Genomic DNA, 15,173 nt, shown 5'->3' on the forward strand with positions numbered 1-15,173 from the left:
AGCCTGCGGCAGCTCCTACACGCCAGCGTCAAGCCTTAGCATTCATAGCCATCGCGTTTGCGGAACAGGGCTGGCATGCGCATAGCCTGCTCGCTCCTACGTATTGGTTTTCAGCTTGGTCCACAGGCGCGTGGTCAAGCGGGCGATGGAAGCCGGCAAGTCCTCCACCGTGAACAACTTGTCCATCACCGCTTTGGGCGGGTAGATCGCCAGGTCCTGCTTCACCGCCGGCACCACATCGGCATCTGCTGCACTGTTGGGATTGGCGTAGTGGATGCTGTTGCTGATGTTGGCAATCACCTGGGGCTGCAGCAGGTAGTTCATGTAGGTGTAGCCGTTCTTCTGGTGCGGTGCGCTCTTGGGCATGACCACCATGTCGAACCACAACGTGGAGCCCTCTTGCGGGATCGAATAGGCAATGTCGATGCCGTTTTTCGCTTCTTTGGCGCTAGCGGCCGCCTGCACGATGTCGCCGTTGAAGCCGATCACCGCGCAGACGTTGCCGTTGGCCAGGTCGCTGATGTACTTGGAGGCGTGGAAATACTGGACGTAAGGCCGGATCTTCAGCAGCGCCTGTTCGGCCTTCTTGTAATCGGCTGGCTCATGGCTGTGGGGTGGCAAGCCCAGGTAGTTGAGGGTGATCGGCAGCACTTGCGTCGGATTGTCGATGATCGCCACGCCGCATTCGCTGAGCTTCTTGATATTGGCCTCATCGAAAAACAGGCTCCAGGAACGGGTGACGTCGGTGTTGCCGAAGATCGCCTTGATCTTCTCGACGTTATAGCCAATGCCCGCGGTGCCCCACATGTAGGGATAACCGTACTGGTTGCCGGGGTCGTTGACCTCAAGCTTTTTCATCAGCACCGGGTCAAGGTTGTTCCAGCCCGGCAGCTGGCTCCTGTCGAGCTTCTGGATCGCCCCGGCCTTGATCAGACGCGACAGGAAATGGTTCGACGGACTGACCACGTCATACCCGGTATTGCCCGTCATCAACTTCGATTCCAGCACTTCGTTGCTGTCATGGATGTCGTAGGTGGCCTTGATCCCGGTTTCCCGGGTGAATGTGGCCAGGGTGTCGTCGGCGATGTAGCCGTTCCAGTTGGAAATGTTCACGGTTTCATCGGCGTGGGCGGCGGCGCAAAACGTAGAGAGCAGTGCCACCAGGGAAACGGTATTGACGCGCATGTTCGATCACCTTCGTGTTGAAGTGCTTTTGTTGTGAGTGAAAGGCGGTGTTCTAGATTTCGCTTCTGGCCCGGGCCGTCTCTACGCGCATACGCAGCATGGCACCGATATCCAGCAAGGGCTTGGGCGGCAGCCAGCCGGGCTGGGCGCGCTCGATGACCGATTGCAAAACCTTTGATTCGATACCCGAGGCCAGCTCCGCCAGCAGCCGCCCCCACAGCGTGCCGCGCGCCACGCCGGAGCCGTTGCACCCGGCCACGGCGAACACGCCCTCCTCGACCTTGGCAAAATACGGTTGCCCGGAGCGCGAAGCGCTGAGGTGGCCGGTCCAGGTGTATTGAATGTCTTGCGCACCCAACAGCGGGAAACGCCGCTGCAGGCCCAGTACATGGTGCTGGCGCCGGGTCGCCAGCTCGGCGGGAGACAAGTCGTGGGCGCGGTATTCGGCGGTGTTGCGAATCATCACCCGGCGATCCGGGGTCAATCGCACGGTGGCCCCCAGGGGCCGGGTCGACAACACGCCCCAGGGCTCCACGGCGCCAAGGGCCTGGAATTCTTCATCGTTCAAGGGCCGGGTGAGGCTGGCGCTGAGTTCCATGGCGAAGGTGCCGCTGTCACTGATCCCGGAACGGGGAATGAAGGCATTGAGGCACACCAGCACGTTGCTGGCCTCGATGCAGCCATGCACGCCGCTGGCACGAATGCGCCCATTGGCCAGGCGCTGCAGGCCCCTGATCTCGGTGTTTTCAAACAGGGTCACCTGCGGCGGCAATGCATCGAGCAGCCCTTTGACGTATTTCGCCGGTTGCAGCAACGCATTGCCATTGCCGCACCAGATCGCCGCCTGGTAGTGCCGGGTTCCCAACTTTCGACTCAATGCCTCACCTTGCAGAAACTGCGCAGAGGCGCCCACCGCGCGCAATGTCTGCAATTTGGCCTCGACCTCGGTCAACTTGCGCGGGTCGCTGACCGCAAAGAAATAGCCCGATTCGCGAAAATCACAGTCGATGCCATGCCGGGCAATGCTCTTGCGCACCTCGTCGCTGGCGGCACGGGCAATCGAGGTGTCAACCTGGAAACCAGCGAAATCCGGGCCGCCTTGCAACTCGGCATGGGTGGGGTTTTCGTGGGCGACCACGAACCCCGAATTGCGCGCCGACGCCCCTTGCGCGGCGCGCTGGCGGTCGACCACCACGATGCGTGCCTGGGGATGCATTTCAGCCAGTGAGTGAGCGGCGCACAGCCCAGTGATACCGGCACCGATCACCAGCCAGTCGGCTTGCTGCGTGCCTTTGAGAGGATCGCGCAACGGGCTGTCCCCGGCTTGCGCAATCCAGCCACATACGTTTTCCATGCGTCACCTCGTTGACTGTCGTGGTGCAGCCCCTTTCACAACCACGCATGCAGTATTCGCATGAGTCCTTGGAGATGGCGGCCGCCATGACTAGAATCTAAAGGGACATGGCAACGACAACCAACGTTATTAAATCATCCAGGTATTCTTAAAACGCATGGATAACATTCGTCATATACCCTCGCTCCAGGGCCTGCAGGCCTTGGTCGAGGTCGCGGATTCGGGCAGCTTCACCCAGGCGGCGCAAACCCTGTGCCTGACCCAAAGCGCCGTGAGCCGCAAAATCCAGCAACTGGAGAGTCACTACGGCGCCGCGCTGTTCCTCAGGACCAGCCGCAGCCTGCAGCTGACAGCGGAAGGCGAACAGGTGCTCGCCAGTGCGCGGCAGATCCTTGAGCACCTCAAGGCCCTCGAGGACCGGATCGCCCCGCAAAAACGCCCGTTCCGCATCCGCATGCACGTGTCACTGGCCGTGCGCTGGCTGCTGCCCAGGCTGAGTGACTTTTACCGGCATCACCCGCAGGTATCCCTGGCGATCGAGACCGTCGCCACGGAGGTGGTGGAGCCGGACAACGACAGCGACGCCTACATCCTCTATCTGCCCGAACCGTCCGGTGCCGCGGATTGCCTGACACTGTTCGAGGAAGCGCTGGTGCCGGTGTGCGCGCCAGGGCTGGCGCTGGCATCGCTGGAGGAACTGCCGGGCTTCGCCCTGCTGCATCGCTCGGCTGACAGGAATGACTGGAAGCATTGGCTGGGCGCCAATGGCGGCAAGGCGCTGGAGGATTTTCGCCATATCCCCTTCAACCTCGACGAACTGGCCCTCGATGCCGCCGCGCGGGGGTTGGGCGTGGCCATGACCGACATGACCCTGGCCGGCGAGTCGATTGAGCGCGGCGTGCTGGTCATCCCGTTTGGCGAGCCGTTGAAGACTCGCGGGATCTATTCGCTGTGCCTGCAGCCTTCGGCGGCTGCGCATCCTTCTTGTGCGCAGGTTATGCAGTGGTTTACCGGGCAGGTTGTAACACCCCACAACCTGTAGGCACGCATTTGAAAGTCAGCGACGCTTGGTCATACACCCACTTCTGAAACATCAAGGGATTTCAAGAAATACCAAAGCCTGATTTTCCTCAAGACACGTAGCGGGAACCAAATAACATTTTTCCTGGGCGCTTCACTGCTTACCCTGTGTGCCATCAGTTCTTTATGGACATGGGGTATTTCATTAATGAGGCGCTCCAACATTGCGGGTTCCGAGTCACCCGAGAGCGACCCGGAATAATGAATGATGCTTGAATTTTTCATGGACGGTGTCGCTGAGGGGCCGACGATATGCCCAGGAAACACCATGTGATGTTCCACAAGGCTCAAGTGGCGCCAGCTGATATCATGTTTTACCAGCACGGGAGAAATAACAACCTGGTCGGCATACCATGCAGACCCTGAACTACTGGCCAGTTTACTTTTCAGTAGCTTTTCGAATGCTGAAACATAGCTTTCAGCAAAACAACTGCTTCTACGCCAGACAAAGGCACCGGAGTTGAAGAAAGCGCGCATTTTTACCACCGGACTATCCAGTGATATCCATGGAAGCTCATCGAAATTGGCACCTATTAACTTGCACAGCGATTGCCAGTAAGGCGTATTCTTTGCATCCCCTTCATGAATGGCAGGCGGAAGATATTCTGCACGGGCGGCAAAATCAACGCCTGATTCCAACAGCAGCCCCGACGGCTCCGACGCGATCAAAATGTCACTATCAAGCCAGGAAATCAGATCCGTTGTTGCATTACGTTGCGCCCAATATACCGCTGCCGGCTTGTTTGAATAGTTGAACCAAGGCGCCACATTATAGGCACTGTCATCGACGTAAGTTACATTCAACTCGCGCATTGCGCGCAACGTTGTTTGCGACAGGGGTGCACCCAGACGCGCCTTTACTGCAAACACCGTACAATTTGCCAACCGACCGCCAAACTTCCTGAGCGTCTTGATCATAAGGAGAGTTTGACTTTCAAGTCGCCCACTTTCAATACAACAAACAAACGATATCGATGGCGTTGAAACCTGCGAATCAAACACCTGCCGATCTGAATTTAAAGAATTGGACATTTGGCATAAATCCTTTTGACAGGGCAAACAGCATGGTTTCCAGCGGATACGGCTTGCGACCACCGCCAGCCTTTGGGCAATACGGCTCAGTCAACATCGGCAAGGAGTCGCGGCGCGTTTGCTTGCGCTTGCCGGCAAAGTCGAAATCGGAAAAGCTCATTTGGCACGCTTTCACCTCGAGGGCCCCGTCGGGCACCAGCCGATATTGAATTCACCATAGATTGCTTCCGGCGTTTTTCAAGACAGATGTCGCCTGGCACAACTACGCCCTCCCCCCCAAAAAAAGCTGCAGCACTCAATCGTCTTCGTGCAACTTGATACCCCGGGCATGCAGCAGAGGCGGCACCACCAGCACCAACAACGTCAGGGCCATGAACACCGCCGAGATGGGCTGGGTCAAAAACACCGTCCAGTCGCCCTCACTGATGGACAGGGCATTGCGCAACTGTTTCTCGGCCATCGGGCCGAGCAGCATGCCGACGATCACCGGCGCCACCGGGAAATCGAAGCGCCGCATCAGCACCCCAGCCCAACCGATGCCCAGCATCAGCAGCAGGTCAAAGGAAGAATGGCGCATGCCGTAGACGCCGATGGTGGCGAACACCAGGATCCCGGCATTGAGGTAAGGCCGGGGTATCTGCAGCAGCTTGACCCACAGGCCCACCAACGGCAGGTTCAACACCAGCAGGATGACGTTGCCGATGTACAGCGAGGCCACCAGGGTCCAGACCAGGTCGGCGGAGGTTTCGAAGAGCATCGGCCCCGGTTGCAGGTTGTAGTTCTGGAACGCCGCCAACAGGATCGCCGCCGTGGCGGACGTCGGTATGCCCAGGGTCAGCAACGGCACCAATGAACCGGTGGCGCTGGCGTTGTTGGCCGCTTCCGGACCGGCCACGCCCTCTATGGCGCCCTGCCCCTTGTTGGCGGAAAACTCTTTCGGATACTTGCTCAGCTTGCGTTCGGTGGAATAGGACAGAAAGGTCGGGATCTCCGCCCCGCCAGCCGGAATCGAACCGAACGGGAAACCGATCAATGTACCGCGCAACCAGGCCGGCACTGAGCGTTTCCAGTCGGCGCGGGTCATCCACAACGACGTCAGGCGATGCCGGCCCTCCGCTTGCTCAGGTTGATAAAGCAGGCTGTACAGCGCTTCGCCGACTGCGAACAAACCGACCGCCACCAGCACCACCTCGATACCATCCACCATTTCCGGCACGCCCAGGGTGTAGCGGGCAATGCCCGACGTCGAGTCAAGGCCGATCAGGCCGATGGTCAATCCGATCCCCAGTGAAGCAAAGCCACGCAGCATGGAGGCGCCGAGTACCGCCGACACCGTGGTGAAAGACAGCACCAGGATCGCGAAATACTCCGCCGGCCCGAAATTCAGCGCCAGCCTGGCCACCACCGGTGCGAACAGCGTCAGCAGGATGGTCGCGATGGTGCCGGCGACGAAGGAGCCGATCGCCGCCGTGGCCAGCGCCGGCCCAGCCCGGCCATTACGCGCCATGAGGTTGCCTTCCAGGGCCGTGACCATGGAGGACGACTCACCGGGCGTATTGAGCAGGATCGAGGTGGTGGAGCCGCCGAACTGCGCGCCGTAGTAGATCCCGGCGAACATGATCAGGGCGCCCGTGGGATCGACCTTGGCGGTGATCGGCAACAGCAAGGCCACCGTCAGCGCCGGCCCGATCCCCGGCAATACGCCAATGGCGGTGCCGAGCAGGCAGCCGATGAAGCCCCACAGCAGATTGATCGGCGTCAGTGCCGCGGAAAAACCCATCGCCAGGTTGGCGAGAATGTCCATGCTGTCGATCTCCTTGGATCAGATCCAGGCGTTGACCAGCGGCGGCAGGGAAACCCCCAGCCCGGTGTTGAACAACCAGTAGATCGGCAGGGTCAGGGCCATGCCGATGGCCAGGTCGCGCAGCGGATGACGACTGCCAAAGCCCCGCGCCGCACAGGCAAACAGCAAGCCGGCCGCCAGCACGAAGCCGATGAGATTGATGAGCACGGCCACACCGATCAAACCTGCGGTGACCCAGGCCGCGCCGGCCTTGCCACCCGCCACGGGGGCTGGTTGGTCCTCCAGTTCGCGAAAGCCGCCGCTGACCGCCTGATAGCTCAACAACAGGCCCACCGCCCCCAGAAACCCCGCGACCAGGAAAGGGTAGACATAGGCCGGCAGGATGACGAAGCCCATCTCCGGCGGAAAACGCCAGGCGCCCACCGCCAGCACCAGGCTGAGGACAATCAGGCCAACACCGATGGCCAGTTGGGTCGGCACGACAGTGCGCGATCCGGTCATTTCAAAGCAACCCGACCTTGACCAGCATCGCGCGCAACCGCACGTGTTCTTCGTCGACGAATTTGCCGAAATCGTCACCGGTCAGCACGCTCTCCGTCCAGGCATTGGTTTGAATGTTGTCTTGCCAGACTTTGCTTTTGCTGGCGGCCAGCACGGCGTCGGTCACTTCCTTGCGCTGCTCGGGCGTGAGGCCGGCTGCGCCATAGACACCCCGCCAGTTGCCGATGATCACGTCGTAGCCACTTTCCTTGAGTGTGGGTGCATCGATCCCGGGCACGCGCTCGGGTGCGCCAATGGCGAGCACGCGGATCTGGCCATTCTTGATGTATTGGCCCAGTTCGGCATATCCACCGGTCAGCACTTTGATCTGACCGCCCAGGGTCTGGGCCACGATTTCACCCCCACCGCCGGTGGCGATGTAATTCACCTTGTTGACCGGCACCTCCAGCTTGCCGGCCAGTTCGGCGATGCCGATGTGATCGATCGAACCTTTGGAACCGCCCCCCCAGGTAACGCTGGTCGGCTTGGCCTTGAAGTCCTTGATCAGGTCGTCGAGGGTCTTGTACGGCGAATCCTTGCGCACCGCGATCACGTTGTATTCGGTGAACAGCCGGGCGATCGGCGTCACGTCTTTCAAACTGATTTGCGGTTTGTTCTGTTCGATGCCCGCGACCATGATCGCTCCGACCACCAGCAACGCATTCGGGTCGCCCTTGGTGCTGTTGGCAAACTGCGCCAGCCCCAGCGTACCGCCGGCACCGCCCTTGTTCTCAAAGGTGACGGCCTTGGCAGCGTTGGCCTCGATCAGGGCTTTGCCGAGCACCCGAGCCGTCTGGTCATAGCCGCCGCCGACGGAACCTGGGGCCATGAACTTGACGGTATCCAGCGCCAGCGCCGACGTCGTGAATGCGGCGGCGACAAGGCCCACAGCCAGGCAATGAGTGGCGCGGCGAAACAAAGCGGACATGGTGTCTCTCCCTTTTACATTGTTTTTATGGGTGCCATCTGCGGGTAAGCGTAGAACATGGTTCCGTCGAAGGCCTTCCGAGCCTTGCGAGTCCGGCGTCACAGACTGAAACATTCTTTTGGTCGGGGCGTTCCAGCGGCCGAAATGCGCCAACTATCCTGAAAAACATCGACCCGCAACCTCTGCAACAGGAGAACCCTGCCATGAACATCATGCTCAAGGGCTTTGGCGTGTCATTGCTGTTGCTGGCCACGGCGGCGTTCGCTCATCACGGCTGGAGCGAATACGACTCCAGCAATCCCTTGCAACTGAGCGGCACCATCGAAGCGTCCGGTTACTCCCACCCCCACGGTTTCATAAACCTCAAGACGGCTGACAAGACCTGGAACGTGGTGCTCGCACCGCCCTCGCGCATGGAGAACCGTGGGCTGTCCAGGGACATGCTGGCGGTCGGCACCCAAGCCAGCGTAGTCGGTTATCAGAACCGCAACAAACCCGACGAGTTACGTGCAGAACGCATCACGATCGGCGACAAAACCACTGAGTTGCGCTGATGAAAAGCAACCAGGGCTGGATGGACTGGCTGAGTGACTCGTCGCTCGGATCAGCCATGCGCGGTGATCTGTGGCTGTACCCGTTGGTGGAGGTGGTGCACATCCTCGGCTTCGCGATACTGGTAGGTTCAGTGGTGATGTTCGATCTGCGGGTACTCGGCGTATCGCGCAACATTCAGGTGACGGCCCTCGCCCGCCATCTCCTGCCATGGTCCGTTGCGGCTTTGCTGTTGATCGTTCCGGCCGGGCTGATGATGTTTTCCGCTCACCCCCACGACTTCGCCTCCAATGACATATTCATCCTCAAGCTGTGCCTGATTGCCACGGCGGGTCTCAACGCCGTGTTGTTCCATGTTGGCGTGTACCGTTCCGTGACAGCGTGGGATACCCGCCACCCGGCACCGGGCGTGGCCAGGCTGCAGGCGCTGTTTTCAATCGCGCTGTGGGTCAGCGTGATCCTCTGCGGCCGATTGCTGGCCTATACCTGAACGATCCGTTGCATTACAGACTTGTCATTGAGTTGTCAGCGTAGCCAGCACCCTCGCTTCATACAGTGAAGTCGTCAGTCACCCGCACCGGGTGACACGCCTTTCACTGATGATGACCAGGGTCGATACCATGAAACCATTGAGCAAACTCTGCCTGATCGCCGCCACCCTGTTCGTGCTGAGCAGCGGTTGCGCCATGGCTGCCACCACGACCGCACCGGTCAAGGCCAACAACGTCGTGCTGGTGCACGGTTCCTGGGCCGATGGCTCCAGTTGGTCGGATGTGATCAGCCGCTTGCAGGCCGCCGGCCTGCACGTGACGGCGGTGCAAAACCCGCTGACGTCGGTGGCCGACGACGTCGCCGCGACCCAGCGCGTGCTCGATCAGCAAGACGGCCCGACCGTGTTGGTCGGCCACTCCTACGCCGGCACGGTGGTCAGCGAGGCCGGGGTCAATCCGAAGGTCAGTTCGCTGGTGTACGTCGCCGCGCGTGCGCCGGATGCCGGGGAAGATTTCGTTGCCCTCTCGGCCAGATACCCGACCATGCCTGTACGTGCCGGTACCGAAGAACACGACGGTTTCGTCAGTCTCAAGCAAGACGCCTTCCTCAACTACTTCGCCAGCGACGTGCCCCGCGACAAAGCCATGCAGCTGTTCGCCGTGCAACAACCGATTGCCAAGACCCTGTTCAGCGAACGCACCACCGCTGCGGCCTGGCACACCAAACCGTCGTGGTACGCCGTATCCAGCCAGGACCAGACGATCAACCCGGACCTTGAGCGCTTCCTGGCCAGGCGCATGGGTGCCACCACCATTGAATTGCCGTCGAGCCACTTGTCGCTGGTGTCCCACTCCAGGGAAATCGCCGACCTGATCCTTGCTGCCGCCGGTCGCCAGCCGTAACTGGCAGCGATTCATTACAACTTTGTCATCGAGCTGTTGGTGGGCTGTTCGAATCGCCTGGTTAACCTGGACTCACTGCCAGGCCAACCCGCCGACAGCCCACTCAAACCGAAAAGAGAACCGTCATGAAAATCCATATCCTCGCTTTCGCCGCCCTTCTCGCCGCCCTCCTTAACACCGGCTCGGCCTTTGCCGACACCCAGGGCACCGCGCAGGTGATCCACGACAAGGACGCGGCTTTCGTCCACCTCGACGTCGCCAAAGTGCTGGGTGAAACGGATATTTCGCAACAATGCGGCGTCATTCCTGCCCAACTGAACTACCTCGACCACCAGGGTCGCCAGCATGAGCTGGATTACCTGGTCCAGGGCAGCGGTTGCACCAATGATCATTGATCGTCATCCCTGCGTACCGGCGATTGGCCGGGCTACACTGGCGGCACCGGCATGCCGCCGTAGCCCGCCTGCGCGGCGCGCAACCCTGCTGACCCCGAACCAGGCAGACCCCATGAACATTCTCGTCGTCGAAGATGAACCCAAGGCCGGCAATTACCTGCTCAACGGCTTGCAGGAACTCGGTTACACCGTGAGCCTGGCCCGCGACGGCGTCGATGGCTTGCACCTGGCCCTGGAACACGATTTCGATGTGATCGTGCTGGACGTGATGATGCCGAAAATGGACGGCTGGGAAGTCCTGCGCCGCCTGCGCAAGGAAGCCGATACCCCGGTGCTGTTCCTCACCGCCCGCGATGACATCGCCGACCGCATCAAGGGCCTGGAACTGGGCGCCGACGATTACCTGATCAAGCCGTTTTCCTTCGCCGAACTGGTTGCCCGCCTGCGTACCCTGACCCGCCGTGGCCCCACCCGCGAGGAAGAACAGTTGCACATCGAAGACTTGGCGATCGACGTGCTCAAGCGCCGCGTTACCCGCGCCGGCACGCGCATTACGCTGACCAACAAGGAATTCGCCCTGCTGCACCTGTTCGCCACGCATCAGGGGGAAGTGCTGTCGCGCTCGATGATCGCCTCACGGGTCTGGGACATGAATTTCGACAGCGACACCAACGTGGTGGACGTCGCTGTGCGGCGATTGCGGCTGAAGATCGACGATCCATTCCAGCTGAAGTTGATCCACAGTGTGCGCGGCATCGGCTACCGCTTCGATACGCAGCCATGAGTAGCCTGTCGCATTTGCGCCACTCCTTGACGCTGCGCCTGGCGCTGGTGTTCGCGTTCCTGGCGTTTGTCTCCCTGACGTCCCTGGGCGTGGCGTTGTACCGTGACCTGGAGCGCGAATTGGTCCGCCGTGATGACGCGGCCCTGATCACCCGCATCGATCAACTGCGCACGTTCCTCAACGACAGCAACACCCTGGAACTGATCCGCACCAAACCCGCGCTGTTTCAGAACATGCTCGGTAACCGCGAAGCCCTGCTGAGTATCGGCGCGCCCGGGCAACCGCCGTTGCTGCTGGTCAATCCAGGCAATCTGAACATGCCCGCGTTGACCCCCATGGCCATTGACCACCCGCTGACCCTGCGCGACGTGCAGCACTTGCCCAACGTTAACGGCGTACCTTTTTCAGCACTGGCGGCGACTCTCTACTCCGGCGATCAGGGCACGCTGCAAGTGGTGACCGGGCGCCTGATGACTGAACGCACGGCGGTGCTCGCCCGTTACCGGTTCAACGTCTACCTGTTCGCCAGCGTGGCGGCCATTTTGCTGGCACTTTCCGGCTACGTGCTGGTGCAGCGCGGCTTGCTGCCGGTACGGCGCGTGGCCGGGCATGCCCAGGGCATCGGCGTGGGCAACCTCGGCGAACGCCTTGACAGCCAGGGCGCGCCGCTGGAGTTGCTACCGATGATCGAGGCCTTCAATGGCATGCTCGACCGCCTCGGCAGAGGCTTCGTGCAACTGGGCCAGGTGTCCACCGACATGGCCCATGAGCTGCGCACACCGATCAACAACCTGCTCGGTGAAACCCAGGTCGCCTTGCAGCAAAACCGCAGCATCGAAGCCTATCAACAGTTGCTTGCGTCCAATGTCGAGGAACTCGAGCGCCTGGCGCGCATGCTCGACAACATGCTGTTCCTGGCCCGTACCGACCCCGCCAGTGCCCTGCGCCAACGCCAGGAACTGGGCGCCTTTGATGAAATGGAGCGCATGGCCGACTATTTCGAAGGGCTCGCGGCGGATGTCGGAATCGGTATCAACGCCCAGGGCAGCGGTGTGATCTGGGCCGAGCCGATGCTGTTGCGCCGCGCCCTGGCCAACCTGTGCGCCAATGCCATCAAATACGGTGCGCCGAACTCCGAGCTATCGCTCTGCGCCACGCCCACTGCCGATGGCATCCACCTGCAGGTGCGCAACCACGGCCAGACGATCCCCGCCGAACACCTTCCCCGGCTGTTCGAACGCTTTTACCGAGTCGACGAATCCCGCGAGCGCTCGGCGCAATCCAACGGCCTGGGGCTGTCGATCGTGGCGACGATCATGCAGTTGCACAATGGCAAGTACAGCGTTACGAGTGCTGATGGCGTGACCTGTTTCGAACTGTTTTTCCCGGCGCGGCGAGCGGGCGAATAAACGAAGGAACAAAAAATCGAAGCTTTCACCGTTGCACATCCGTCCAAAAAAGCCTCGATAACCTGAGTCATGACCTAACCTCATAGGCTGAGTGACACACAACCAGTCGAGCACTCCGATGCGCCATGCCTTGAGCCTCGTGATTCTCATCGCTTTTCTGTTCGGGCCGAACGTCGGGATGCTGTCGGCGGCGCCACCGCTCGATCCCCCTTCCGCAGCTGCAACGCCAGCATCCGCCAGCGTGTCCGAAGGTGACCTGGACGCGCTGATGGGCCAACTCGGCAATCTAAAACAGCAGGTGTCCCTGGCCACCAACTACAGTCAACTGGAAGGCCCGCAGGATCTGGTTCAGGCCCTTGTCCGCGAAGTTGACCGGCTCACGGCGCTGTTAATGCCCGAACAGGCTCAGTTGCAGGCGCAGCTGGGCGTACTGGGACCGACGCCATTGGCCGATGCCGGGCCCGAGAAATCCGAAATTGCCAGCCAGAGGGCAGCCCTCACCGAGCAAAAGAGCCGTGTCGACTCCAGACTGACTGCCCTGGCAACCCTCAAGGCCAGCGCCGCCGAACTGCTGACCCAGATTGCCGCCATCCGCCGCAACCTGCTGGAAACCGAAGTGACCCAGCAGACCCGCAGCGTGCTCAATCCCTTGTTCTGGGCTCCGTTGTTCAATCCGCCAGTGGATGACCGGCAAAAATTCAACGCGTTCATCGAACAGATCCGCACTACGCTTGCCGCCACCTGGCGGCCGGGTGAACGCCTGTTGACCAGTTTGTTGCTCACCATGGCCCTGGTTTTCTGGATCTTCGGTCGTCGGGTGGCCGAGCGCGGGCTGACCTGGTTGTGCATTCACCGAATGCCGGAAGGTCGCCTGCGACGCAGCGCACTGGCGCTGGCCTCGGTGGTGGCCACGATCCTGTCTGCCTGGATTGCCCTGCAATTGCTGTTTTTTACCATCACCCGAGAGCTGCCCCTGACGCCGCAACTCATCGGGTTTTCCCAGGACTTCGAAAAGATCGTCTACACCTGCGTGCTGATCACCGGCCTGAGCCGCGCGCTGCTGTCCACGCAACACCCGTCATGGCGCCTGCCAGCCCTTGCCGATCCGCTCGCCCTGGCGATCAAGCCCTACCCCACACGCCTGGCCTGGGCACTGCTGGTGCTGGTGTCACTGGCGCAGATCACCAATGTCACCGGCATGAGCCCGGGGCTGGTGATCTCCGTCCGCGGACTGGTCGCGTTGATCGTCTCGGCAATGATTGCCACGCTGCTGTTGCGGGTCAACAAAACCCGCCGGGACATGGTCACGGCGGGCATCGCCCCCGAAGCTGGCCGGACCTTGGCCGGGGTGATTTATACGTTCGCCAGCATTGCGATCGTGGTTTCACTCCTGGCCTTGCTCACCGGCTACATATCGCTGTCACGCTTCATCACTTACGAACTGGTCTGGTTTTTCATCATATTCGCCGGCTTCTACTTGCTGACCCAGCTGTTCAGAGACGGCTGCGAACACCTGTTTTCCCCCCGCCACTCCACCGGCAAGACCCTCAAACAGTTGCTGGGCATCGGCGATACGCGGCTGGAACAGATTTCGGTCATCCTGTCCGGTGCAGGACGCGCCACGTTGCTGCTGATCGCGCTGATCACCCTGATGGTGGGCGGGATCGGCTCGACGCTCGGACAACTGGCCACCAACATCCTCGCCATGCTCGGCGGCGACGGCCTGCGCAAACTGAACATCGTCCCGGCCAATCTGTTGCATGCCGTGCTCGCCGTGGTCATCGGCCTCTACCTGATTCGTGCGCTGCGGCGCTGGCTGGACAACGAGTTCCTGCCGAAAACCGAAATGGACCCCGGCATGTGCGCCTCGCTGAGCACGCTGTTTTCCAACATCGGCTATGCCCTGGTGCTCCTGCTGACCCTGTCATCGCTGGGGGTGCAGTGGACCAACCTGGCCTGGATCGTCAGCGCCCTGTCGGTGGGTATCGGCTTTGGCCTGCAGGAAATCGTCAAGAACTTCGTCTCCGGCATCATCCTGTTGACCGAACGCCCGGTGAAAGTCGGCGACCTGATCAGCATCAGCGGGGTCGAAGGCGACATCCGCCGGATCAACGTGCGAGCCACCGAAATACAGCTGGCCGACCGCTCGATCGTGATCGTGCCCAACTCGCAATTGATCTCGCAGAACCTGCGCAACGTCACCCTCGGCGGTAGCGCCCAGGGAGTGGCGACCCTTGAACTGATGTTCCCGCTGGACATCGACCCCGAACAAGTACGCAGCCTGCTGTACGACACCTTCAGCGAGCACGAGACCATTCTGGAAAAGCCGGCGCCGGTGGTGCGCTTCAGCCAACTCAAGCCGGAAGGCATTACCCTGACCGTCACCGGTTACGTCAACAGCCCGCGTATGGTCACCGCGATCAAGAGCGAGCTGCTGTTCGAAATTCTCAAGCGGCTGGGTGCCGCCGGGATAGAGCTGGCGAAACCGCCGCCGACAGCGTGACCATTGTGGGAGCGAGCCTGCTCGCGATGGACTGCAAGGCAACGCGTTCATTCAGACAGGGCGCATTATCGTTGACGTCCATCGCCAGCAGGCTGGCTCCCACAGGGTATTGGGGCTATCTGAAAAAGTCAGGTCGGCTTTAAGGCCGCCTCGCTTTGGCTTTTGATCTGGGTGCCCCGTTAACCACGATGGCCGAACGCAGGCATTGCGCAG

14 protein-coding genes and 1 pseudogene are annotated in these 15,173 nt (G+C 60.9%); 8 read left to right on the plus strand and 7 right to left on the minus strand.

The features are described from left to right. Window positions 1-96: 96 nt before the first annotated feature. A complete protein-coding gene (locus PMI35_RS14185) occupies window positions 97-1,185 on the minus strand; it encodes a polyamine ABC transporter substrate-binding protein (protein WP_008060597.1) in 1,089 nt (362 codons plus the stop codon). Window positions 1,186-1,237: 52 nt separating this feature from the next. Beyond that, window positions 1,238-2,539 carry an NAD(P)/FAD-dependent oxidoreductase gene (locus tag PMI35_RS14180; RefSeq protein WP_008060602.1) on the minus strand — a complete coding sequence of 434 codons (1,302 nt, stop codon included), beginning with the start codon at window positions 2,537-2,539 and terminating at the stop codon, window positions 1,238-1,240. A 157-nt stretch (window positions 2,540-2,696) separates the two neighbouring features. Between PMI35_RS14180 and PMI35_RS14175 the strand changes: the two genes are divergently transcribed. Next, on the plus strand, window positions 2,697-3,581 hold the full coding sequence (locus tag PMI35_RS14175; protein ID WP_008060603.1) for a LysR family transcriptional regulator: 885 nt from the start codon (window positions 2,697-2,699) through the stop codon (window positions 3,579-3,581). A 29-nt stretch (window positions 3,582-3,610) separates the two neighbouring features. Here PMI35_RS14175 and PMI35_RS14170 read toward each other — a convergent pair whose 3' ends face one another. From PMI35_RS14170 to PMI35_RS14155, 5 genes and pseudogenes are all read right to left on the minus strand, one after another. Continuing rightward, the gene (locus PMI35_RS14170; protein ID WP_008060604.1) at window positions 3,611-4,651 is read right to left on the minus strand and encodes a hypothetical protein; all 1,041 of its coding nucleotides are present in this window, start codon (window positions 4,649-4,651) and stop codon (window positions 3,611-3,613) included. A 28-nt stretch (window positions 4,652-4,679) separates the two neighbouring features. Continuing rightward, window positions 4,680-4,811, minus strand: a pseudogene (locus tag PMI35_RS0132765) (IS5/IS1182 family transposase); the annotation flags it as partial. Between the two features lie 135 nt (window positions 4,812-4,946). Continuing rightward, entirely contained in the window at window positions 4,947-6,455 is a 1,509-nt protein-coding gene (locus PMI35_RS14165) for a tripartite tricarboxylate transporter permease (protein WP_008060605.1), read from the minus strand. A gap of 18 nt (window positions 6,456-6,473) precedes the next feature. After that, on the minus strand, window positions 6,474-6,956 hold the full coding sequence (locus tag PMI35_RS14160; protein WP_032831678.1) for a tripartite tricarboxylate transporter TctB family protein: 483 nt from the start codon (window positions 6,954-6,956) through the stop codon (window positions 6,474-6,476). A 1-nt stretch (window position 6,957) separates the two neighbouring features. Next, entirely contained in the window at window positions 6,958-7,923 is a 966-nt protein-coding gene (locus PMI35_RS14155) for a Bug family tripartite tricarboxylate transporter substrate binding protein (protein ID WP_008060608.1), read from the minus strand. 203 nt (window positions 7,924-8,126) lie between these two features. On the opposite strand from PMI35_RS14155, the gene PMI35_RS14150 reads away from it, so the two are divergent. The 7 genes from PMI35_RS14150 (at window position 8,127) to PMI35_RS14120 (ending at window position 14,960) form a co-directional block, all read left to right on the plus strand. Then, window positions 8,127-8,477, plus strand: coding sequence for a DUF6152 family protein (locus PMI35_RS14150; RefSeq protein ID WP_008060611.1), 351 nt, complete (start codon window positions 8,127-8,129; stop codon window positions 8,475-8,477). Beyond that, window positions 8,477-8,965, plus strand: coding sequence for a DUF6644 family protein (locus tag PMI35_RS14145; protein ID WP_008060612.1), 489 nt, complete (start codon window positions 8,477-8,479; stop codon window positions 8,963-8,965). Before PMI35_RS14150 ends, PMI35_RS14145 begins: the two co-directional genes overlap by 1 nt. Window positions 8,966-9,095: 130 nt before the next feature. After that, a complete protein-coding gene (locus PMI35_RS14140) occupies window positions 9,096-9,869 on the plus strand; it encodes an alpha/beta hydrolase (RefSeq protein WP_008060614.1) in 774 nt (257 codons plus the stop codon). A gap of 125 nt (window positions 9,870-9,994) precedes the next feature. Then, window positions 9,995-10,264 carry a DUF2790 domain-containing protein gene (locus PMI35_RS14135; RefSeq protein WP_008060616.1) on the plus strand — a complete coding sequence of 90 codons (270 nt, stop codon included), beginning with the start codon at window positions 9,995-9,997 and terminating at the stop codon, window positions 10,262-10,264. Between the two features lie 112 nt (window positions 10,265-10,376). Then, the gene (locus PMI35_RS14130) at window positions 10,377-11,048 is read left to right on the plus strand and encodes a heavy metal response regulator transcription factor (protein WP_008060619.1); all 672 of its coding nucleotides are present in this window, start codon (window positions 10,377-10,379) and stop codon (window positions 11,046-11,048) included. After that, entirely contained in the window at window positions 11,045-12,457 is a 1,413-nt protein-coding gene (locus tag PMI35_RS14125) for a heavy metal sensor histidine kinase (RefSeq protein ID WP_008060620.1), read from the plus strand. The genes PMI35_RS14130 and PMI35_RS14125 overlap by 4 nt, the downstream gene beginning before the upstream one ends. 118 nt (window positions 12,458-12,575) lie before the next feature. Continuing rightward, on the plus strand, window positions 12,576-14,960 hold the full coding sequence (locus PMI35_RS14120) for a DUF3772 domain-containing protein (protein WP_008060621.1): 2,385 nt from the start codon (window positions 12,576-12,578) through the stop codon (window positions 14,958-14,960). The last annotated feature ends 213 nt before the right edge of the window (window positions 14,961-15,173 follow it).

The organism is Pseudomonas sp. GM78, from assembly GCF_000282475.1.
Lineage (GTDB): Bacteria > Pseudomonadota > Gammaproteobacteria > Pseudomonadales > Pseudomonadaceae > Aquipseudomonas.

Bases quoted from the DNA above. Each gene is read 5' to 3' on its own strand.
- PMI35_RS14185 (WP_008060597.1), bottom strand. From the start codon at position 1,185: ATGCGCGTCAATACCGTTTCCCTGGTGGCACTGCTCTCTACGTTTTGC.
- PMI35_RS14180 (WP_008060602.1), bottom strand. From the start codon at position 2,539: ATGGAAAACGTATGTGGCTGGATTGCGCAAGCCGGGGACAGCCCGTTG.
- PMI35_RS14175 (WP_008060603.1), top strand. From the start codon at position 2,697: ATGGATAACATTCGTCATATACCCTCGCTCCAGGGCCTGCAGGCCTTG.
- PMI35_RS14170 (WP_008060604.1), bottom strand. From the start codon at position 4,651: ATGTCCAATTCTTTAAATTCAGATCGGCAGGTGTTTGATTCGCAGGTT.
- PMI35_RS14165 (WP_008060605.1), bottom strand. From the start codon at position 6,455: ATGGACATTCTCGCCAACCTGGCGATGGGTTTTTCCGCGGCACTGACG.
- PMI35_RS14160 (WP_032831678.1), bottom strand. From the start codon at position 6,956: ATGACCGGATCGCGCACTGTCGTGCCGACCCAACTGGCCATCGGTGTT.
- PMI35_RS14155 (WP_008060608.1), bottom strand. From the start codon at position 7,923: ATGTCCGCTTTGTTTCGCCGCGCCACTCATTGCCTGGCTGTGGGCCTT.
- PMI35_RS14150 (WP_008060611.1), top strand. From the start codon at position 8,127: ATGAACATCATGCTCAAGGGCTTTGGCGTGTCATTGCTGTTGCTGGCC.
- PMI35_RS14145 (WP_008060612.1), top strand. From the start codon at position 8,477: ATGAAAAGCAACCAGGGCTGGATGGACTGGCTGAGTGACTCGTCGCTC.
- PMI35_RS14140 (WP_008060614.1), top strand. From the start codon at position 9,096: ATGAAACCATTGAGCAAACTCTGCCTGATCGCCGCCACCCTGTTCGTG.
- PMI35_RS14135 (WP_008060616.1), top strand. From the start codon at position 9,995: ATGAAAATCCATATCCTCGCTTTCGCCGCCCTTCTCGCCGCCCTCCTT.
- PMI35_RS14130 (WP_008060619.1), top strand. From the start codon at position 10,377: ATGAACATTCTCGTCGTCGAAGATGAACCCAAGGCCGGCAATTACCTG.
- PMI35_RS14125 (WP_008060620.1), top strand. From the start codon at position 11,045: ATGAGTAGCCTGTCGCATTTGCGCCACTCCTTGACGCTGCGCCTGGCG.
- PMI35_RS14120 (WP_008060621.1), top strand. From the start codon at position 12,576: ATGCGCCATGCCTTGAGCCTCGTGATTCTCATCGCTTTTCTGTTCGGG.